Origin of the sequence: Lentilactobacillus otakiensis DSM 19908 = JCM 15040, assembly GCF_001434145.1 — a bacterium.
GTDB lineage: Bacteria > Bacillota > Bacilli > Lactobacillales > Lactobacillaceae > Lentilactobacillus > Lentilactobacillus otakiensis.
In genome coordinates, this window is sequence record NZ_AZED01000001.1 from 1 (window position 1) to 19,611 (window position 19,611).

The 19,611-nt window shown below is 32.9% G+C and carries 20 protein-coding genes and 4 pseudogenes; 17 read left to right on the top strand and 7 right to left on the bottom strand.

The genetic code is table 11. The annotated features are described in order from the left end of the window. Positions 1-717: 717 nt before the first annotated feature. The 12 genes and pseudogenes from FD05_RS00005 (at position 718) to FD05_RS00055 (ending at position 12,350) form a co-directional block, all read left to right on the top strand. Positions 718-1,689 carry an LCP family protein gene (locus FD05_RS00005; RefSeq protein ID WP_020282131.1) on the top strand — a complete coding sequence of 324 codons (972 nt, stop codon included), beginning with the start codon at positions 718-720 and terminating at the stop codon, positions 1,687-1,689. 29 nt (positions 1,690-1,718) lie between these two features. After that, the gene (locus FD05_RS00010; protein WP_020282130.1) at positions 1,719-2,576 is read left to right on the top strand and encodes a YveK family protein; all 858 of its coding nucleotides are present in this window, start codon (positions 1,719-1,721) and stop codon (positions 2,574-2,576) included. A gap of 24 nt (positions 2,577-2,600) precedes the next feature. Then, positions 2,601-3,344: a CpsD/CapB family tyrosine-protein kinase gene (locus FD05_RS00015; protein WP_020282129.1), complete on the top strand. Its 744-nt coding sequence runs from the start codon at positions 2,601-2,603 to the stop codon at positions 3,342-3,344. Positions 3,345-3,366: 22 nt separating this feature from the next. Beyond that, positions 3,367-4,131, top strand: a complete 765-nt coding sequence (locus FD05_RS00020) for a tyrosine-protein phosphatase (RefSeq protein ID WP_020282128.1) — start codon at positions 3,367-3,369, stop codon at positions 4,129-4,131. 23 nt (positions 4,132-4,154) lie between these two features. Then, positions 4,155-4,529 (top strand): annotated as a pseudogene (locus FD05_RS11815) (sugar transferase); the annotation flags it as partial. After that, on the top strand, positions 4,509-5,183 hold the full coding sequence (locus tag FD05_RS00025; protein ID WP_051990661.1) for a sugar transferase: 675 nt from the start codon (positions 4,509-4,511) through the stop codon (positions 5,181-5,183). The pseudogene FD05_RS11815 and the gene FD05_RS00025, both read left to right, overlap by 21 nt. Positions 5,184-5,265: 82 nt before the next feature. Further along, entirely contained in the window at positions 5,266-6,351 is a 1,086-nt protein-coding gene (locus FD05_RS00030; RefSeq protein ID WP_020282126.1) for a glycosyltransferase, read from the top strand. Positions 6,352-6,394: 43 nt separating this feature from the next. After that, complete coding sequence (locus tag FD05_RS00035) at positions 6,395-7,447, top strand: EpsG family protein (protein ID WP_020282125.1); 1,053 nt, start codon at positions 6,395-6,397, stop codon at positions 7,445-7,447. Between the two features lie 22 nt (positions 7,448-7,469). Then, positions 7,470-8,468: a glycosyltransferase family 2 protein gene (locus FD05_RS00040; protein WP_051990659.1), complete on the top strand. Its 999-nt coding sequence runs from the start codon at positions 7,470-7,472 to the stop codon at positions 8,466-8,468. A gap of 81 nt (positions 8,469-8,549) precedes the next feature. Further along, positions 8,550-9,665 carry a glycosyltransferase gene (locus FD05_RS00045; protein ID WP_020282123.1) on the top strand — a complete coding sequence of 372 codons (1,116 nt, stop codon included), beginning with the start codon at positions 8,550-8,552 and terminating at the stop codon, positions 9,663-9,665. Between the two features lie 200 nt (positions 9,666-9,865). Then, positions 9,866-10,816, top strand: coding sequence for a glycosyltransferase family 2 protein (locus FD05_RS00050; RefSeq protein WP_056938577.1), 951 nt, complete (start codon positions 9,866-9,868; stop codon positions 10,814-10,816). A gap of 100 nt (positions 10,817-10,916) precedes the next feature. Beyond that, positions 10,917-12,350: an oligosaccharide flippase family protein gene (locus tag FD05_RS00055; protein ID WP_020282121.1), complete on the top strand. Its 1,434-nt coding sequence runs from the start codon at positions 10,917-10,919 to the stop codon at positions 12,348-12,350. Between the two features lie 548 nt (positions 12,351-12,898). Here the strand turns inward: FD05_RS00055 and FD05_RS00060 are convergent. The 3 genes and pseudogenes from FD05_RS00060 to FD05_RS00075 form a co-directional block, all read right to left on the bottom strand. Beyond that, a complete protein-coding gene (locus FD05_RS00060; protein WP_020282120.1) occupies positions 12,899-13,078 on the bottom strand; it encodes a hypothetical protein in 180 nt (59 codons plus the stop codon). A 62-nt stretch (positions 13,079-13,140) separates the two neighbouring features. Beyond that, positions 13,141-13,596, bottom strand: a pseudogene (locus FD05_RS00065) (replication initiator protein A); the annotation flags it as partial. A 421-nt stretch (positions 13,597-14,017) separates the two neighbouring features. Continuing rightward, a complete protein-coding gene (locus tag FD05_RS00075) occupies positions 14,018-14,341 on the bottom strand; it encodes a DUF3139 domain-containing protein (RefSeq protein ID WP_235714320.1) in 324 nt (107 codons plus the stop codon). A gap of 602 nt (positions 14,342-14,943) precedes the next feature. Between FD05_RS00075 and FD05_RS00080 the strand changes: the two genes are divergently transcribed. From FD05_RS00080 to FD05_RS00095, 5 genes and pseudogenes are all read left to right on the top strand, one after another. Continuing rightward, a complete protein-coding gene (locus FD05_RS00080) occupies positions 14,944-15,594 on the top strand; it encodes a recombinase family protein (RefSeq protein WP_020282117.1) in 651 nt (216 codons plus the stop codon). 5 nt (positions 15,595-15,599) lie between these two features. Next, positions 15,600-15,884, top strand: coding sequence for a BRCT domain-containing protein (locus FD05_RS00085; RefSeq protein ID WP_008855214.1), 285 nt, complete (start codon positions 15,600-15,602; stop codon positions 15,882-15,884). A gap of 29 nt (positions 15,885-15,913) precedes the next feature. Next, entirely contained in the window at positions 15,914-16,423 is a 510-nt protein-coding gene (locus FD05_RS00090) for an alcohol dehydrogenase (RefSeq protein ID WP_039933432.1), read from the top strand. A gap of 210 nt (positions 16,424-16,633) precedes the next feature. Continuing rightward, a pseudogene (locus tag FD05_RS11920) lies at positions 16,634-16,837 on the top strand (hypothetical protein); the annotation flags it as partial. Positions 16,838-16,960: 123 nt separating this feature from the next. Further along, a complete protein-coding gene (locus FD05_RS00095; protein ID WP_008855217.1) occupies positions 16,961-17,359 on the top strand; it encodes a pyridoxamine 5'-phosphate oxidase family protein in 399 nt (132 codons plus the stop codon). A 370-nt stretch (positions 17,360-17,729) separates the two neighbouring features. Here the strand turns inward: FD05_RS00095 and FD05_RS00100 are convergent, their stop codons facing one another. The 4 genes and pseudogenes from FD05_RS00100 to FD05_RS00110 form a co-directional block, all read right to left on the bottom strand. Beyond that, a complete protein-coding gene (locus FD05_RS00100) occupies positions 17,730-17,909 on the bottom strand; it encodes an LPXTG cell wall anchor domain-containing protein (protein ID WP_020282113.1) in 180 nt (59 codons plus the stop codon). A gap of 13 nt (positions 17,910-17,922) precedes the next feature. After that, a pseudogene (locus FD05_RS11410) lies at positions 17,923-18,054 on the bottom strand (ISL3 family transposase); the annotation flags it as partial. A gap of 286 nt (positions 18,055-18,340) precedes the next feature. After that, entirely contained in the window at positions 18,341-18,556 is a 216-nt protein-coding gene (locus FD05_RS00105; protein ID WP_020282112.1) for a hypothetical protein, read from the bottom strand. A 6-nt stretch (positions 18,557-18,562) separates the two neighbouring features. Continuing rightward, positions 18,563-19,348, bottom strand: a complete 786-nt coding sequence (locus tag FD05_RS00110; RefSeq protein WP_005728422.1) for a ParA family protein — start codon at positions 19,346-19,348, stop codon at positions 18,563-18,565. Between the last annotated feature and the right edge of the window lie 263 nt (positions 19,349-19,611).

Sequence of the window (19,611 nt, forward strand, 5' to 3'; positions counted from 1 at the left end):
TTGGCCATGGGCCATTCTTTATTTAATTAGTGTTGCACTTAAAGTGTAAATTCAAGAATTAAAAATATTGCGATAATTTATAAATTCTTCCTTAAATACATATTTTTGAAAACTAAATTTCAATTATAAGCATTTTTATCAAAACTATCACAAAAAAGTAGCAATAACGGAACTTTAACAAATCTTTCACCACATTTAATGTTTAGCAGATAAGTAAGCAAGGAATGCATGATATTTTAAAATATGCAAATTAAACGTTCTGGCATGGTCTTCAAGATTTAATCTTGATAATCTTGTAATAGAAAAATATACTCATTTAAGCTTTACAACGTCACTAATTAGTATGGGAAAATTGCTAATTACTTAATTTTTTAACAGAAAACGGTCCAAAAAGTAAATCTAGTAGTCGCTTTTTGGCATTTTTTTATTTTGGGAATATGTATCTATATCTAATGTGGTTGCTTATTTGGAGAAAAAATAATTAGCATAATAGAATATGATTTTAAATATGATTTTTCTACATTAAAACGTTTATTATTATCTGGGAGTTAGCATTATTTTTGTATTAAATCCATTCCCATTTTAAAAATTTGTAGTTAATTAGTAGACAGAAATAATGAAATGTTTAGTTATATAATGACAATTGACTATTTATTAAATAAGTGTAAAAATTAGAGCGGTATTTATAATTTTAAGCTTTGGTTAAGTTAGGAGCGTATGAAGAAAGTGCCTGTTAAAAAGAATTTGCATAATCATAGAAAACATAATCAATATAAATTCAAAAAAATATTTTGGTTGTTTCTATTATTGTTATTGATTTTAGGGGTAGGTGTTGCTGGAATTGCCTATCGTAATATTTATAGGGCAACCACTATTGTTTACAAAAAAGCGAATGCTCATAAAGAACGAAACGCTGGCAAGTTAATTGATAATAAACGCCCTATTTCTATTTTACTTTTAGGAACTGATACAGGCGCTCTTGGTCGCACGTATAAGGGGAGAACTGATACGATGATTATTATGTCAATTAATCCTCAAAAACAGAAAACTGTTATGATGAGTTTGCCACGCGACATGAAAGTTAATTTATCTGGGTATTCGGAGTATTCTCCCGCTAAAATTAATGCTGCTTACACTTATGGTGGTACTAAAGAATCTATCGATACGGTTCAGAAATATTTAAAAGTCCCGATTGATTACTATGTTTTAGTTAATATGGGAGGGCTAAAAAAAGCTATCAACCAAGTTGGCGGAGTTACTGTAGTTTCACCACTTACTTTTACATATTTAGGAGACCATTTTGTTAAGGGAAAGAAGTATCATTTATACGGGAATGATGCATTAAAGTTTTCCCGTATGCGTTACAGTGATCCCCAAGGGGATTATGGGCGACAATTACGTCAACGATTGATTTTGACAGGCCTATTAAAAAAATCGTTTTCGTATAAGACTTTCCTATCTAGTAGCTTTTTTAAATCAATTTCCAATCAGGCTCAAACTGATTTGAATCGTTCCCAAATGTTTGGTTTATCGCTAAACTATCGTAAGGTTGGTAATCATGTTGTTTCTGATCATGTTCAAGGAGTAGGTAAGGAAATTGGTGGTCAAGATTTTGAAGTGGTTTCAAAATCTGAATTGATAAAATCATCAAATATTATTCGAAATAATTTAGGATTGACGCGTTATTAATTCTATATATAAATTTTTTGGAGGACAGCATGGAAAATTATTTGGACCTTCGCCAAATATTAGGGATTATTCGTAAACATATTATCTTTATCATAATTAGTTTTATCCTTTGTTTAATTATTGCTGTTGGTTTAGAGAAGTTTGTTATTACACCCCAGTTTACTTCGACTGCTCAAATTTTGGTTAATCAAAAAAAAGATACTTCAGTTCCAGGGGCAGCTTATCAGGATCAGCAAGCTGATGTTCAAATGATTAGTACTTATAAGGATATCATCACAAACCAATTGGTTTTAAAAACAGCTAGTGAGCGATTAGCTAACCCTGTCAAAGTAATTCGTTCAGCACGAAAGGCTCGATACCATGTTTCAGCAAATGGTCATCGTCACTTAATTAAAGCATCACGGCCAGCTGTTGTTAAATCAACAGGGACTCCTTATGATGTGAGCGTTAAACAATTACAGGGAGCTATTTCTGTTACTAATCAACAAAACTCACAAGTTTTTGCTTTAAATGTGGAAAGTGATGATCCACAAAAATCAGCCGCAATTGCTAATACAGTTGCGAAGGTTTTTAAGCAAAAAATTCGTCGAATTATGAGTATTAATAACGTCACCATTGTTTCTGAAGCGACGCCTGTAAAACAGAAGTCATTCCCTAAGACTTCAATAGTGCTGCTAGCTGGGGCGGTAATTGGTTTGCTGGTTGGATTAGGTTATGCGTTCATTAGAGAATTAACAGATACAACAATTAAAGATGATGAATTTTTAACCAATGAGTTAAGATTGACTAATCTAGGTCACATAGCAGAAATTCGTAAGATACACGGCTCACATTTGGCCAATAAACATCATGGGGAACATCTCAAACCGAATCATCGAAGAGTTTAAATCTTAGTTATACAGGAGAAAATTATGAACATTTTTCATCGTAAAAGAAAAAAGCTTTCCACTGATACTTTAAGAAATGGTGTGAAGTTAATTACTGATGTTGATCCTAAAGATATTGTTTCTGAACAATTTCGTACAGTTAGGACAAATATTAATTTTTCAGCAGTTAATCAAAAATTAAAAACAATTATTTTTACTTCTTCGGCAGTTAGCGAGGGAAAATCAACTGTTTCCGCTAACTTGGCGGTCATTTGGGCTCAGCAAGGGCAGAAGACTCTATTTATTGATTCAGACTTGCGACGTCCAACTTTGCATACGACATTTGGTTTATTAAATACCAATGGCCTATCCACGGCTTTATCCACTGATATAGATTTCAATTCAGTAGTGCAAAAGACGGCAATTGATAATTTATCTGTGATCACTAGTGGCCCCATTCCACCTAATCCAGCAGACCTTTTGGCTTCCAGTCGGATGAAAGAATTAATTTCTTATTTCAAGACAATCTATGATGTGATTATCTTGGATGTTCCGCCACTATTATCAGTTACTGATACGCAAATTATTGCAGCTCAGGTTGATGGGGTAGTGCTGGTAGTGCGCCAAGGATTAGCACAAAAATTAGCTATAAAGCGCTCAACTGAACTTTTAAAAATGGTTAAAGCCAATTTATTAGGTTATGTATTAAATGACGTGACACCTAAGAATGGCTATGGGTACGGTTATGGGTACGGTTATGGGTACGGTTATGATAACAAGAGTAAATAGTTCCCAAGGGATGTGATATAAAATGATTGATTTGCATTGTCATTTGCTCCCAGGGGTAGATGATGGTTCAAAAAGTATGAATATTTCTTTAAAATTAGCTAATGATGCAGTAAGAGATGGCATCGGTTATGCATTACTGACGCCGCACCATATGAACGGTGTTTATCTCAATCATAAGAAAGCAGTTATTCAACAAACGCAAGAGTTTCAAGTGGAGCTTGATAGACACAAAATTCCACTCAAAGTTTTTCCTGGGCAGGAAGTTAGGATAAACGGCGATTTATTAACTGCTCTTGATCAAGATGATATTTTATTTGCTGATGAAGGTGGGCGATACCTAATGTTGGAATTTCCGGATGATGATGTCCCAAGCTATACCAGTAACATGATTTATGAACTCATGCAACGAGGAATTATACCGGTTATTGTTCATCCAGAACGTAATACCAAGATTATGAAGCAACCAAATATTCTATATGAATTACTAAGTAGAGGTTGTCTTTCTCAAATAACGGCTGGGAGTTATGTGGGAGTTTTTGGTCACAAAGTTCAAAAATTTAGTAAACAATTACTTCAAACTGGACAGGTGTATATTTTTGCTTCGGATGCTCATAACTTACCTAATCGTGGATATGAAATGACCAATGCTTTTGCAAAATTGGATCACGAATTTGGCTATGATTACGTATCTCGACTTAGTGAGAATTCTAAAAGAATAATTAATGGGGATAATATTTTACCCAACAGTTTTTCTAAAATAAAGGTACGTTTATTTCATTTATTTTAGACGAAAGGGGATAAAGATAATTTATGCAGAATGAGGGACATAGTAGGCAAAGTTTTCGACATTATTATTCATTAACGAATAATAATATAATAAATAAAGATCAGATTGAAAAGCGTATCTTTTATCATTTTTTCAAGAAGGTTTTTGATGAATTACTAAGTGTAGTTGCTATTATTTTTCTAATTCCGGTATTTATTATTATCGCTATTCTGATAAAACTTGATGATCCTAAGGGGCCAATATTCTATTCGCAAATCAGAATTGGTAGAAACGGTCATCCATTTAAAATGTATAAATTTAGATCAATGGTTGTTAATGCTGATAAGAAATTAAATAAGTTATTAGGACATAATGAAATAGAAGGTGCAATGTTTAAGATGAAATCTGATCCACGAGTTACTAGAGTTGTTGACGAACTCCATTTAAATAGTTCACAAACATGGGGATATCTATTTGCTAAGCGCAGTATAGATATTATTGTATCTATGTTTGCATTAATAATATTAAGCCCCGTTTTTTTGCTGATTTGGATTATTGATTTATGCAGTACATCAAATCGTGGGCCGTTACTGTATAAACAAGTTCGGGTTGGATATCACGGAAAAAAATTCAAGATGTATAAATTTCGTTCAATGGTCATAAATGCGGATCAAAAGTTACGTGCAAATAAGGAACTTTATGCTAAGTATGTAGCAAATAATTATAAGTTAAAGCCAGATGATGATCCTAGAATTACAAAAATAGGTTATTTTCTACGAAAGGCATCGATTGATGAAATTCCTCAATTCATTAATATTCTTAAAGGTGACATGAGTATTGTTGGGCCTCGACCTGTAGTTGAAGAAGAATTAGTTCAATATGATCAGCAAAAATTATTATCTATAAAGCCGGGTGCAATGGGATTATGGCAGGCCAGTGGACGCAGCATGGTTGGCTATCCCCAAAGGGCTGATATAGAAATGAAATACATTGATCACGCAAGTTTAAAATTTGATTTTAAAATTCTATTGAAAAACATTGCCAATATTTTTAGTAGAAAGGGTGCTTATTGATTTATCGGTAGGCGTTTTGTATTAGTACAAGACTATGCTAATTAAGAAAGTGAACAACTAACTGAACTAAAAAGAGAATAATATGAAAAAGAAAATATTATATGTGACGGAAGCCTTTGCAGGAGGAATTTTTACTTATCTAGTGGATTTAAGCAATGAACTAGTAGAATCCTTTGATATATGTATTGCGTATTCAAAACGCCCTCAAACCCCTAATAATTTTAAAGATTATTTTGATTCAAGGATACAGTTTGTAAAGATTGAACACTTTACCCGTGAGATAAATCCGTTACAGGATCTGCAAGCAATGGGTGAAATTAAGCATATTGTAAAAACGTTTAAACCAGATATCGTTCATTTAAATTCATCAAAGGCAGGTGTTCTAGGACGATTGGGCATTAACGAAAGGAAAATAAAAGTATTTTACACTCCACATGGTTATAGCTTTTTAATGCAGAATACCTCGAAATTAAAAAGAAGTGCATATTGGCTGATAGAAAAAGCAGCTAGTTTAAATAAAAGTGTTTCGATTAGTTGCAGTAAAGGTGAATATGAGGTTAGCAAAAGCATTAATAGAAGAGCTCGTTGGGTAAACAATGGCGTAAACATGGAAAAGTTAGATAGGATTCCACTTGCCCATGTAAAAATGCTGAATGATTCTGAAAAAGTAAGACTATGTACAATTGGCAGAATTAGTTCTCAAAAGAATCCAAATTTATTTAATGAAATTGCTGAAGCTTTTCCAAGTTATGAGTTTCTTTGGATTGGTGATGGTGAACAGAAGGATGAATTAACATCATCGAACATAAAGGTGACAGGATGGGTGTCTAGGGGTAAAGCATTAGAATTCGCAAATAGATCAGATATTTTTATTCTTACTTCTTTATGGGAAGGGTTACCAATGTCGCTTTTAGAAGCAATGTATTTGCAAAAGCCGTGCGTAGTAAGCAACGTAGTGGGTAACCGAGATGTTATTCAAGATTCAAAAAATGGATTTGTCTGTCCAGATTTGAATTCATTTGTTTCTAGAATAAAACTGTTATGTAATAATCCTGTGATAAGTAAGAAAATTGTAGATAGAGCTAAAACTGATATTCGGGTGGAGTACAATACTAAAAATATGGCGCATAAATATAGGAAAATATACGAAGAAAGTATTGTTAGTTAATCGTTGAATCTTAAATTATATAGAAATATATGAGGTTGAGAACTTGGAATTTTATTTATTACAATTTGCTTTGTTCCTAGTGTATAGTACACTTTTTTTGTTTATCTTAAAAAATCGGCCGATATACTATGTGATTTCCATTCTGCATTTGTCTTTACTTTTAGGGCTTAGATCTTATACAGTTGGAACCGATACTGCACAATATGTTAGTTTTTATAACAATCAAATTAACTTTAATGGGAACGGTTCAGCTATATACATTTTCTTAGAGAAGATTATCTGGAGACTTTTTGGACCTAACTACCATGTTTTTTTGTTTATACTTTCAACAATAACAATAATCTTGATTGTACTTGCCTTTTCAAATTTTTCACGAAGATACGAGTTCATATTTCTAAACATCTATATTTTTATAAGCTATTATTTCTATTTTGAAAGTTTTAATGCACAAAGGCAATTTTTGGCAATAAGTGTAACAATGATTGCACTTGTTTTGTTAAACAAGAATAGATGGTTGTTATCGCTATTACTAATAGTCTTAGCGACCGGAATTCACAGTACAGCTATAATTATGCTGGCAGCATATCCAATTAAATATATTAAGAAAACCAAGCTAAATTTTGTTCTAGTTTGTATTATTTCAGCGATATTTGGCCTCAGTTCAAACCAACTTACAGTATTTTTTTCGCATCTGTTTTCACACTATAATATGTATACCAATGCTATTGGTCTTAGCTCGCGTGGTGGATCTTTCTTTTTAGGGCTATTTATATTCTTCATGTTAATTTTGGGAGTATATTTTTCTGATATTTTGAAAGATCAGGAGGGTAGTTTTCTAGTTTTCCTAACAGCTATTGGCTCAATCCTATATATGGTTGGTATGCAGTCACAACTTATAATTAGGGTTGCTGACTACTTTTTAATTTATGCTACCATAAGCATTCCCATCGTAATTTATAAAGTCTCAAAAAAATTTATTCAATCAAAAATAGTTTATTTATTTTTGTCCGCTACAGTAATGATTGCTGGAATTGTCATATTAATATATAAGCTTTCAGGAAATCTTGGAGAAATTATACCTTACACCTTACATTGACAATAGTCTGAAAGAGGTAGTTATGAAAAAGTTAGTGTCTGTTATTATCCCAGCTTATAATGATGCAGATTATATTTTGGATTGTATTAATTCTATCAAAAAACAGGACTATTCACCATTAGAAGTGATTGTCATTGATGATGGATCTACTGATTGTACGAGCGACATTATAAAAAAGAATTTTAAAAAAGTAAGAGTAATAAGCCAACCTAATACTGGTGTTTCAGCAGCAAGAAATGTAGGCATTGATGAGGCTAATGGAGAATACATATGCTTTGTTGACGCTGATGATGTTATTTCAAGTAATATGATAAGTGAGTTAGTAAACAGTATTGAGACGAACCAAGTTGATTTTGCAGTATGTGGAATCTATATGTTTAATAACAAGCATGGTATTACAAAACATTTACCTATTACTAAAAAGAATAAAATTATACGCGGTAATGATTGTATTTTTAACGAACTTTATCCTTTCTTTGACACATATAAGGTTAATGCACCATGTGGTAGAATCTATAAAAGAAATTTTTTGAGCCAGAATAAAATAAGATTTAATGAGCAACTGAGCTTTGGTGAAGATTCAGTGTTCAACATTAATTATTATTCGGTAATTAATAGTTGTGTATTTAAAAAAAATGAACTATATGGCTACAGAAGAGGCAGTAACTATCTAACTAAAAAATATTCAGGAGAATTTCAAGAATCAAAAAAATTAAGATTTTCTGCTATGTCTGTTGTACTAAGAGAAAAGGGTGTATCAGAAAGCTTTTTAAATGGTCAACTCATTTATATTTGTTTTTCTTATTTTTTGGAAATACCTCAAAAACTGAAAAAAATTAAATTGGCAGTAAGATTAAATTTGATCAGTCAGGTAGTAAATGATGCTGATGTAAGAAAGGCGTTAAAGAACTACTCAGGTAATCTGGTTATAAAAATATTTGCTGCTATTTTAAAAACGAGTAATTTACGATTAATCTATTTTGTCGCTGTAGTTATTAATTATATTAGACGCAAACACTAAAAGTTAATACTCTGAGTAATTACAGAGTATGTGTATCAAATTAAGCAATTATTATTTTAACTGTATAAAATTGGAGGAAAAATGAAGAGAATAGCCATAGTAGGAATGACATCAAATTTTGGTGGTGTTGAAAGATATTTGCTGAATTTTACTAAAGCAATGTCAAGAGAATTTAAACTAGTGTTTGTCAATGTAAATCCAACTCAAAAATTAGCATATGAAAATGAATTGTTAAATAGCGGATGTGAAATATTTTTAGCTCAAGGAAAATTTTCTTTGCAGTCCTACTTTGGCAGGATGCATATAGCAAAAAGAATATTGCAAGAAACACAGGCCGACATTGTGTACGTAAATGCATTAACAACTAATAATGCATATTGGGTTAAGGCTGCTAACAAGTTAAAGTTAAAATCCGTCTACCATAGCCACAATACCTCAGCTTTCTTTGATAATAGATTAAAAAAAATTATAGCTAATATTATAAAACCTTATAATCAACATATTTTGAAATTTTCTACTCAACTTGCAGTTTCGGATCAGGCCGGAAAATTTATGTTTGGAAGCTTAAAAAAAGTACAAATTATATATAACTCAATAGATGTTGACCAGTGGAAATTTAATTATGAGGTCCGAAAAAAATATCGAGAATCTTTAAAAGTATCTCAAGATGATAAGTTAATAGCAGTGATAGGTAGACTAGAATATCAGAAGAATCCCCTGAAGGCTTTAAATATATGTAAACAACTTCATACTAGCGATAAATCCTATAAATTTATTTTTGTTGGCGATGGGAAGTTGAAAAACGAGTTGTCAAAACAAATTGAGAAATTTAGTTTACAGTTATATGTTAAAATTTTAGGAGTCAGAAATGATATACCACAACTTATGTGGAGCAGTGATTATTTGTTGTTACCTTCTAGATTTGAAGGCTTGCCCTTTGTTGTGATAGAAGCGCAAGGAGCGGGATTACCAATAATAGCTAGCAAGGGCGTGATTCCTAGCCTTGCTAATATTACTAATCAACTGAGTCAAATTTCGTTGACAGATAGTGATACGATGTGGTCAGAAAAGATAAGAAGCATTCCTATCAATGATTACAATACAAGGAAAAAATTGAACAAAAAAATGGAAAATTCGAAGTTTTCCAAGGGATACTTTAATCGGCAAATTAACGATCTTTTTGCAACTTTAAAATAAAAGTTGGATTAATCATAATTTCTTATATTCGTACTATTTAAGGTTAAACTTGGATGCATACATTTGTATTTCTTAAATTGTCAATCGTAGCTTAATTAAATATAGGACTGCAAACAATTCAGGTATTAACTTAAGCTTTTAAGCATAGCAAAAAAGTTTATTATGGTGAATACCTATTAATTCAACAGTAAGGTGGGAATATGTATAAGAAACCAATGATTTCTGTAATTGTACCGGTTTACAATTTGGAAAAATATGTTCGTCAAACAATAAAATCAATACTTCAGCAAAATTATAGAAACTTTGAAGTAATTATTGTAAATGACGGCTCGACGGATAATTCTTTATCAATATTACAGGAACTAAAAAAAAACGATCCCAGAATTTTAATTTTTAATCAAGTCAATCAGGGTCAAGCTGTTGCACGGAATCTAGGAATCTCACATGCTAATGGAGATTATATTACGTTCATCGACGGAGATGACATTGTCCAAAAAAACTATTTAAAAATTATGATTGAATACGCATTGAAACATCAAGATGTTGATCTTGTGAACTTACCTTATCAAGATGTTTCTGTGGATAAAATCAGTTCGATAGGTAAAGAGCAAAGGAGTTATCAATCCTTCGAATTCTCTTCAGAAGTTTTTTTAAAGAAGGTACTGCAGCAAAACAATAGAGAATTTAATGTTTCTCTTTTCTCAAAGTTATTTAAGCAGACTTTGTTTAAAAAATTCCGAATTCCTGAGGGTCATTACTATGAAGATTTAGCTGGAGTACCAGAATTAATAAGAATGACGGATAAGATTGCTTGGATTGATGATGTGGAATATGCATATATATATAACAGGCCTAGGAGTACAGTCAATTCTTTAAATCAAGATAAGGCAGTTGATATTATCTGGGCGCTGAATCGGTTAGCTAATTTTTTTTATGATACAATCTTTGAGGATTCATTTTCTGTTTTAGTGTTAAATAACATCTATTACCCTTTTTACTTGTTGAGAAATAATAGAAAATACTTATCTCAAATAAATCAAATGTTAAAGCGAATTTCACCATTACATTTGTTGATTAAGTTTCCCAAGCTTCATATTTCTAAAAAAGGCATCTTAGTCTACCTATGGTGTGCGATAAGATCCTTTCGTTAATGAGGCTTAAAATCCTGTTAACTTCTATAGCAGCAATTATTTGGCGGTACATTTTCATTTCGTGTTTAGGCAGATGTTAAATATATAGAGGAGAAAAATAATGAAAAATCAGAAGACGATAGTAAAAAATCTTATTATGGTTCTTCTGAGTAATACACTGATATTATTAAGCAGTATTGTTGTAGGATTAATAATTCCTAAAATTCTTGGGGTAACAAATTATGGATACTATAAAATATTTACATTATACGCTGGATATACAAGCTTGCTTCACTTTGGATTTCTTGATGGAATCTTATTAAAACATGGGGATGAAGATTTTAATGAACTAAATAAGAAATTATTTAGATTAAATAGTCATTTCTTTTTTGTAATGCAAATATGTATAAGCTTTATTTTTATATTGATTTCAATATTAATCAAAAATAGAAGCATTTCCTTCATTTTGATATCCCTTGGTATTTACACATTATTTAGTAACTTAACCACTTATTTTCAATTTATTTCGCAAGCTACAATGAGATTCAATGAGTTATCATTTAGAAAGGTAATTCAGGCTACTTTAACTGTTATGGTTGTTTTAGCCTTGCTTTTTATAAAACATATTATACCTAATGCTGATATAAATTATAAAATATATATAATTCTATCTAATTTAATCCTTTTTATCTTATTTATATGGTATTCAAATACTTATCATGTCTTGATTTTCGGTAAACGCAAAGCTTTTTTACCTAACATAAAAGTAATATTTGATTATTTTAAAAAAGGTTTTTTTATGACGATATCTTATCAAGTTTCTGTCTTGATTTTTAATGTGGATAATCAGTATATTTCTTTATTTTTTAGCACAAGAACATACGGACTATATGCATTTGCTTATAGTCTGATACAGATGGTTTTAACGGTATTGAATGCAGTATCTACAGTATTATTTCCTTATATAAAAAGGTTATCAAGAAAAAATGCGGTGGCATTACATTCACGGATAGTAACTAGTTTGCTAATTTTTGTTTTTGCATCTCTGATTATTTATTATCCAATGAATATTTTTATTTCTTTTTATTTACCAAACTATTTTGATTCAATGAAATTTGTTCAGATTCTATTTCCTGGTGTCGGAGTAACAAGTTGTCTAACTTTGATTACATCTAATTATTTTATGGTTTTTGGGAAGAGCAGAATTTATACTGAGATTGGCGTTGAAATTTTACTACTGTCTACGCTTTTAAATGGGGGTGCCTATTATTTATTTAAAACTCCATTTGCAATTGCTGCGATGTCATTAGTTGTACTCCTTATATGGTATTTTATTACTGAAAGATATCTTGGTAAAAATTATTCTGTGAAGTGGGTTCGCAATTACTTTTATTTGCTTCTAATGCTTATAAGCTTCTTACTTAGTGTACAAATTAAATCAATTTTTGTCTCTCTATTTGTGTATGTTCTTATTTATCTATGTCTAACCTTTGCTTTCTTTAAAAAAGAAATTCAAAAATCTGTATGTGGCATCATAAAAAATTTAGATAAATAGCATTAACTGGGTTAGCAGTTAGTTGCAACCATTATGGGTTGTTGAATTGTCCTGTAAGAAATCATAACTAGACTAACGGTGTGCTGATGCGACACAGGAAACGTTTGTTTTAGAGTCACTCATAATACACTAATTTATCGAAGACGATTAAGAGAATTATTCTCGATCTAAGGGAGATATTTTTTATTTGAATCTTTATGAAATAGCTGTCAGTGTTCTCTCGAACTTTTAGTATAGTAATGCTAATGGACGTGTTCGTAGTGAAGATGCGATATTTTACCAAATATGAATGAATATATTTGTCGTCTTAATTATAGTTCCATGCAGTATTTCACAGAGTTAACGAGATGGATGGTGGTTGCAACTATGATCTAACCGAGAAGGTATTCTAGCCCATAGTTGCTTATCATTTAGTTATGTATACTAATATCGCTTTACCCTTTAGATTGTGAGCTTACGAGTTTTTTATATATTAAATAAAATGGCTCAATTAAACTGATGAGCCATAGAATTATCTACACAAAGCATCAAATTTACATACTTTGAGATTATTTTGGATGTTTAGCTTCATGTTTAACAGGAAAAGTGGCAATCCCAACACCTATGGCAACAGCGAAAACAGTCTGAATTAAATCATGGTTTTGATTTTCAAAAACTGCATAATAAACAGTAAATAACCCAATTGCTAGTAAATACCGCAAAATATAAATCCAAGCCCCTTTATTCATCAGAAGCCACCTCCCAGAATAAGCAATATCTATTTCTCTTTAGGTTCTCTATCTAGCTTGCGTGTAATCTTTGCATTTCCGCTTGTAAAAAGGGCTTGCGAGCTGTTTTGGCTATTTTCTCTTAAATAAACATCGGTGGCTTTCACATCAAGCTTAGATAGATATAAACGGCTTGGCTCACTTTTTTTAGTGTGAGGATTAAAACTTGGCTGTTTTTGCATCAGCAAATGAGCAGCTATTAGTTCCTTTTTTATTTTGACGACTTTCTGATAATGGCAGTTAAGTAAATTTTCTAATTCCTGATTGGTAAAAATAAAGTAGACGTGACCTTCCTCGTCCACCCAGTGGTTGCGTAAGGAATATTCCAGGCGATCTTTTAACACCACATAGGCCAACTTGGCTCCACTACTTAAATACCGGTATTGTTCACTATACATCAATACTTTGGGAAACTGAAAGAATGAGGCTTCGTAAACTTTTTCCGCCTCGTAGTAATTGAAATTATCGAATCTTTTCATCATAGAAAGCTCCTTTTCTATATCCAATTCATGACTCAAAAGAGAGCTGCTAAAATCTTTAATTTACTTTGGCAATATTAAAAAATTAGGGAATCTATTAATTTGTCAATAATTACTGCGATCCTTGTTTTGTGTCAAGGGAAGTTTAAATAGAATAAAGGTTGAAATTGCATACACAATAAAAATTGGAATCAATAACATGCCATAAGTGATTGACCACGTCAAAACTGTCATTAATAATGTCCCAACCGTATTTAATAATACTAACGTTTTCCTAGTGAGGTTAAATGAATGCCACATTAAAAACCACCAGTAGACTAATGAGATGAGCAGTGCAAGACCACTCCAGTCAGTTAATATCAATGTTCATTTGCCTCCTTATAAACCAATTGATTTTGTAATAGATTAAAATCTGCAAAAATTAACGATCATACTCCAAAGGTGGATAAGGAGCTAGAGTGTCCTTAATTCCTTGTCGATGATCATAAATACTTAGGGAGACTTTTTTATCCTGCCAAGACATATTATAAATATATTGATAGGTATGGTGCTGATGGCGAACTGAAACATCTTCCTCCCATTGCCCCATATTAACCCAATTAAAGGCTATTTGCTGTTTTTTAATGCTATTTGTTGGAATCTTTTGGGCAATCATATACGTTCGAACGGCTCCAGTAAAGTAAGCACGATGTTGCCAATAAATAGCCAACCAAACTATTAAAATGAGTCCTACCAATAAAGCCATTATGTAGCTATATCTTTTTAGCATAACTAATTCATATTCTTTCCTTACTATGCTTTAATATTTTCATACCGAAATATCCGTCTTTTCTTAGACAGTAACACACTTCCTGTTAAAAAATAGGTTCCATTACAGATAAAAAAGGTGATTGTTAGATTGTAATTTTATTCCAAATTTTCACCAAATAATCCAATAGTACTTCCAATATCTACTCAGCTACTAAAATTGTAATGAAACTATTTATAATGAGCTATTATGTTTTGCTACTTTTTATGTTCTTTGATAAATCGATAAATTCGATTATTTAAGGGGTGATTAACTTGTGTAAATTGCACTAAGGCAAAACTGAAAATTAATCATAAAGCTTATTCTGCACCTTTTCACGGTCCTCAATTATTTAACCTATCTTTTCTAATTAAGTGTCAACATCAATCTCGTAAACTATTCATCAAATTCTTATAATGAAACGTGTACCAGTATACTTCTGATGTTCGTACATATAATGGATTTGTTTAGTACGGAATCGATAGGGTCTACCCTATTGTATCCAGCTAAAATATGTATTATCATTAGTTACATATAAGTGATCCGGAGGCGTTCTGAAAATGACAAAAATTGGTTACGCACGTGTTAGTACTCGTGAGCAAAATCTAGCCCGGCAAATTGAACAACTACAAGCAGCTGGAGTAACAAAACTTTTTCAAGAGAAACTTTCTGGAAAAAATGCTGCCCGCCCACAACTTCAAGCCATGCTGAATTATCTCCGTGATGATGATGAAGTAGTGGTATTGAGCCTTGATCGACTTGGTCGCAATTCTCATGATTTGACTGACATCATCGAAACCATTCGGCATCATGGAGCTCAATTGAATGTTCTAAACCTGCCTAGCTTTGCAAGTATTGAAGATCCTAACCTTCGTAACTTGATTACGACAATTATTGTCGAACTATATAAGTATATTGCTCAAGAAGAGCGCGAAACTATTAAGATACGGCAACAACAAGGCATAGAAATCGCCAAACGCCAGGGCAAATATAAAGGAAAAATTCGCGAATATGGTCCTCATTCACCTAATCGTCAAAAACGCTATATATATAAAGAAGCCTGTCGCCTTTTAAATAAGAAGAAAGACGGAGATGAAACTCTGACAAAACGACAAATTGCTCGCATGTTAGGCATTGCACCAGTAACTTTATATCGCATCGAAAAGTATCAGGCAGAAGATCTAGCTAAGGTTCCCTCTAGTGAGAGGTAAACATCATGGTAGATTTAAGGGGAAAAAGGATTCTCTTTACCGGTCGTTTACGATCTTTTCGTCGTTCTCAGGCACAACAGTTAGCAACTATTCTAGGAGCAAAACCTGTCAACGGGATTGACAAAAATGTCGATATCCTTGTGGTTGGTATTATTAGTAAACCCTATGATCAACTACTTACCACTCAAAAGTTAACGTATGCTAGAACCTATGGCATTCCAAAGATTGACGAATTAGCCTTTATTTCATGGTGCCAATGGCGATTAGATCAATTGAAAGCAACTCTTTAAGTGCCTTCTTATCAAACGGGGGAATTAGTATGCAAAAGCGTATCGATTTGGCCAATCAAACATTTGGTCGTCTCACAGTTATTAGTTTTTTTGGAAGCAGTTCTAATGGCAACGCGCTTTGGCTCTGTCAATGTCAATGTGGAAATAAATGTATTGTTGACAGTCAACGACTTCAAAAAGGATTCACTCGCAGTTGCGGGTGTTTGCGATCAGAAATAAGCAGATCAAACATAAAAGCTAATAACCAGACTAAAAAATACATGGGCAATCCCAAGAATTTTCAACTAATCGATCGAACAAATTTAGTTGCTTCTACACTTAAACGGTCCAATAACAAATCTGGCGTTATCGGAGTTAGTTGGGATAAAACTGCTCAAAAGTGGGTCGCAAGGCTGTACTTTCAAGGCCATCTTGTCCTAAATCATGTATATGTTCATATGGAGGATGCCATCGCTGCTCGCAAGGCAGCAGAGAAAAGGTATATTGTACCTTTGCAAAAGCAATATAATCAAACACACCAAAAAAATCAATTAAATTGATTAGACAATCCGATCTGGAGAAAATGCCATTACCTGCACTTTCTATAGACTTATAGAAAAGCCGGTTCATTATAAAATGGTTCAATTCCGTAATCATGCAACTGCCCTAAATACTAAGATCAGTTTGCAAGAAAAGAAGCCGTAGCGTGTGTTTGTGGCATCAAGACTTAATTCGACAAACTCCCAGGACAACAATTATTGGGACAGCGTCGTGAAATGGAAAAACGAGGTTATCATCCAGATCAGAAACAGTGTGATCCTCTGTATCAAGGCCAACATTGCCTAGCATACAAGCAACTAAGTCCTGTTGCACTCACAATGCCCATCTATCCTGAGTATGACCAAGGATATAAACACGTTTGCCTAACTAATCTAACAAGCAAAAGGATCTTGTTAACCTTTCAGCGATCCTAGTCTGCGGTGTTCATCTGGGGACATAGGATTGACAAAATAGGATATTGACAAAACAGAATATCGGCAATATACTTACTAAAAGTAGTTAGAAAGCGTAATGTCGTGTTGATCGGAGAAAATTAAATGGTAAATCTTACAGAAGAAATGAAGAATATGTTAAAGAGTCAGCTCCCCTTCCTAGCAACAACAGGAATAGATGGCAAACCTCAAGTTGGTCCCAAGGGTTCACTACATGTCTTAGATGACTCACATTTAATCTACTTTGAGCATACCTTCAGGCAAGCCTATGATAATCTCTCGAGCAACCATTTGGCAGCGGTTGCGGTTGCTGATAGAGGCGCTCAACAGGGATTTCGCTTTGAGGGAACGGCTCATATTCATGAAACAGATGATTTTGCTAATCATATTTTAGATCAAACTAACATTTTTGACCGTTTCCCACGCGCTGGCGTAGTGGTCATTGATGTTGAACGAATCTATAAATTGGATAACACCTTAGAGGCTGGCATTCAAATCGCCTAGGGTTTTTAAAACAAATTCAACCGAGTAAGTCGAAGAACTTTTTAGTGTCCAAACTCATACAGTGTTTATTTCATGTCATTAAGTATTCATTAGCAAGCAGTTTTGTTATACTTTGTTTAGAAGTGATGGAAGTACGTCGAATTCTTAAGAAACCCATAGCTTACTGTTAACGCCATTACTTCGAGCGTGTCGACCTTTGACACGCTTTTTTTATGCTATTGGATACAAATCATTCAATAAAAATGAAGCATCAAAAAAGACGGCTTCCACTATGGAAAGTCGTCTCCGATGAACCTGGTTTTCTAATAATCATTCATGTCGCATCGTCTCGCTATAAAAGTATTCAGTATCGAAATTTGTGACATATACCTTATTGACGTTCTCGTCGGTAAGGTTTGAAGAAGCTATAAACGAGTAAACCAAGAACCGAAAGTATCCCAATCAGTGTCATGCCAACGTTATTGACATCTCCTGTATTTGGCATTTTTTGACCATTGCCGTGATTGTCATTGGTGTTTGGTGGTGTACTCTTCTTAAAGTTCTTCGCCACAACCACAGCCTCTAAGCTCTGCCTGGATGACCAAATACTTTTTGCGATCCGAGCCCCGACCATGAAATTCCTCACGAGTACCGAACACCTGAATGTTTGTGTCTGTAATTCCCAGTAATTTAAGTGTATTATCTAGTTGAGACATCTATTCCTACCCCGCTTATCTTGAGTTTCGTCGCTTAAAGCATAGCACTAGGGAGGCTTAGATGCTTTTTTTGTTATCAAAAAGGGCCTAGTACTTTTGGAATGGAAATACTTTCCAATACCAAAAATTCTAGACCCCTAAATTTGCGATCTACCACGTATGTTTAAATCAAATTTATTTTAAATATACCTTGTACAGTGAAGTTTATTGATTGTGTGATTTATGATAAAAGATTAATCTTTTATCATAAATCACACAATCAGTAATACATAAGTTAAGCTCAATCTTATTTACGTTTGGCAAGGCCTTCACGAATAATTTTTTCTAAGACATCAACAATTTTTTCGTCATTCTCAAAAGCGATGCGTTTAACTTCTTTATATGTGCTCATGCGAATTTGAACGGTTTTAGTTCTTTCTGTTTCGAATTGGTATGGACTTTTTAGATTTTTAAGTTGTTCAGATGCCTTTTTACTAACTTTGTTTAAAAAATCTTCTGCCATGATAAATTACTCCTCTAACTGTTGAATTCTAAGTAGTTGTTCATTAAGAACCATTTGGTACATTTGGATTGCTCTTTTATCCCAATGGTCTTTATTCCGTATTCCTTCATTAGCAAACGTTTTAACCCGTTCTTGAGTTCTAATTGAGTTTGAAAAGACCCCTTCGCCAAAAAAGTCTTTTGCTTGTGCAGAAATTTCAGTATCAACTTTTGCACGTGGCTTCATTAAGTACAATATGACACCAACTAACTGAAAACTTCCATTGTATTGTTCACGTAGTTCACCTAAATGCGTAGCTGTTTTTAAAGAACTTGTATATGACTGCTTTTGAGTTTGTAAGACAATTGAGATGAAATCTGAAGCCATGATTGCGTTATTAGTAAAGACATTTATTGTTGGTGGTACGTCAATAAAAATATAATCGTAATTTTGTTTTAACTTGGAAAGCATTTGTGGTAATAGAATATTACGTTTAACCCGACTAACTTTTTCTACAGCACCAATCCATAAAGACAATGTCCAATCTGTAGGAATCATATCAATTTGGTTTGTAACAGACACAATAGATTTAGACAAATTCCCTCCAAGAAGGCCCTCATATAATGAAAGTTCCGGCTTTAAATCGGCTTTATAAGTCTCCTTCATAATTTCAGTTGCATTTCCCTGGGGATCGAAATCTATCAGTAGTACTTTTTTCCCCTCTTGACCCAATAAATAGGTTTCCATTACAGTCAAGGTGGTCTTACCAACGCCACCTTTAAAGTTGAAGTTTAATAGTGTTTTCCCATTCATAGTAGCACCTACCTTTACATAAACATTTTACCATGATTTATGATTAATCACAAATTTTATATGATTTATGATTAATCATAAATCATATCCATAAAACTATTTACTTAACCTTTGCAGAATGATATGCTTTGTTCATAAACAAAAAATCCCAATCCACTCGGGATTGGGATTTTTGCAGTATTGACAAGTAGCTATCTTGCAGCTACCTAGTCCAAGCAATTTTCACCGCCAAGTTAAAATTGCTTGAACAAATTGTAATCTTG

Bases quoted from the DNA above. Each gene is read 5' to 3' on its own strand.
- FD05_RS00030 (WP_020282126.1), top strand. From the start codon at position 5,266: ATGAAAAAGAAAATATTATATGTGACGGAAGCCTTTGCAGGAGGAATT.
- FD05_RS00045 (WP_020282123.1), top strand. From the start codon at position 8,550: ATGAAGAGAATAGCCATAGTAGGAATGACATCAAATTTTGGTGGTGTT.
- FD05_RS00040 (WP_051990659.1), top strand. From the start codon at position 7,470: ATGAAAAAGTTAGTGTCTGTTATTATCCCAGCTTATAATGATGCAGAT.
- FD05_RS00020 (WP_020282128.1), top strand. From the start codon at position 3,367: ATGATTGATTTGCATTGTCATTTGCTCCCAGGGGTAGATGATGGTTCA.
- FD05_RS00080 (WP_020282117.1), top strand. From the start codon at position 14,944: ATGACAAAAATTGGTTACGCACGTGTTAGTACTCGTGAGCAAAATCTA.
- FD05_RS00025 (WP_051990661.1), top strand. From the start codon at position 4,509: ATGAAATCTGATCCACGAGTTACTAGAGTTGTTGACGAACTCCATTTA.
- FD05_RS00050 (WP_056938577.1), top strand. From the start codon at position 9,866: ATGTATAAGAAACCAATGATTTCTGTAATTGTACCGGTTTACAATTTG.
- FD05_RS00055 (WP_020282121.1), top strand. From the start codon at position 10,917: ATGAAAAATCAGAAGACGATAGTAAAAAATCTTATTATGGTTCTTCTG.
- FD05_RS00060 (WP_020282120.1), bottom strand. From the start codon at position 13,078: ATGAATAAAGGGGCTTGGATTTATATTTTGCGGTATTTACTAGCAATT.
- FD05_RS00010 (WP_020282130.1), top strand. From the start codon at position 1,719: ATGGAAAATTATTTGGACCTTCGCCAAATATTAGGGATTATTCGTAAA.
- FD05_RS00105 (WP_020282112.1), bottom strand. From the start codon at position 18,556: ATGGCAGAAGATTTTTTAAACAAAGTTAGTAAAAAGGCATCTGAACAA.
- FD05_RS00110 (WP_005728422.1), bottom strand. From the start codon at position 19,348: ATGAATGGGAAAACACTATTAAACTTCAACTTTAAAGGTGGCGTTGGT.
- FD05_RS00095 (WP_008855217.1), top strand. From the start codon at position 16,961: ATGGTAAATCTTACAGAAGAAATGAAGAATATGTTAAAGAGTCAGCTC.
- FD05_RS00090 (WP_039933432.1), top strand. From the start codon at position 15,914: ATGCAAAAGCGTATCGATTTGGCCAATCAAACATTTGGTCGTCTCACA.
- FD05_RS00005 (WP_020282131.1), top strand. From the start codon at position 718: ATGAAGAAAGTGCCTGTTAAAAAGAATTTGCATAATCATAGAAAACAT.
- FD05_RS00085 (WP_008855214.1), top strand. From the start codon at position 15,600: ATGGTAGATTTAAGGGGAAAAAGGATTCTCTTTACCGGTCGTTTACGA.
- FD05_RS00015 (WP_020282129.1), top strand. From the start codon at position 2,601: ATGAACATTTTTCATCGTAAAAGAAAAAAGCTTTCCACTGATACTTTA.
- FD05_RS00075 (WP_235714320.1), bottom strand. From the start codon at position 14,341: ATGGCTTTATTGGTAGGACTCATTTTAATAGTTTGGTTGGCTATTTAT.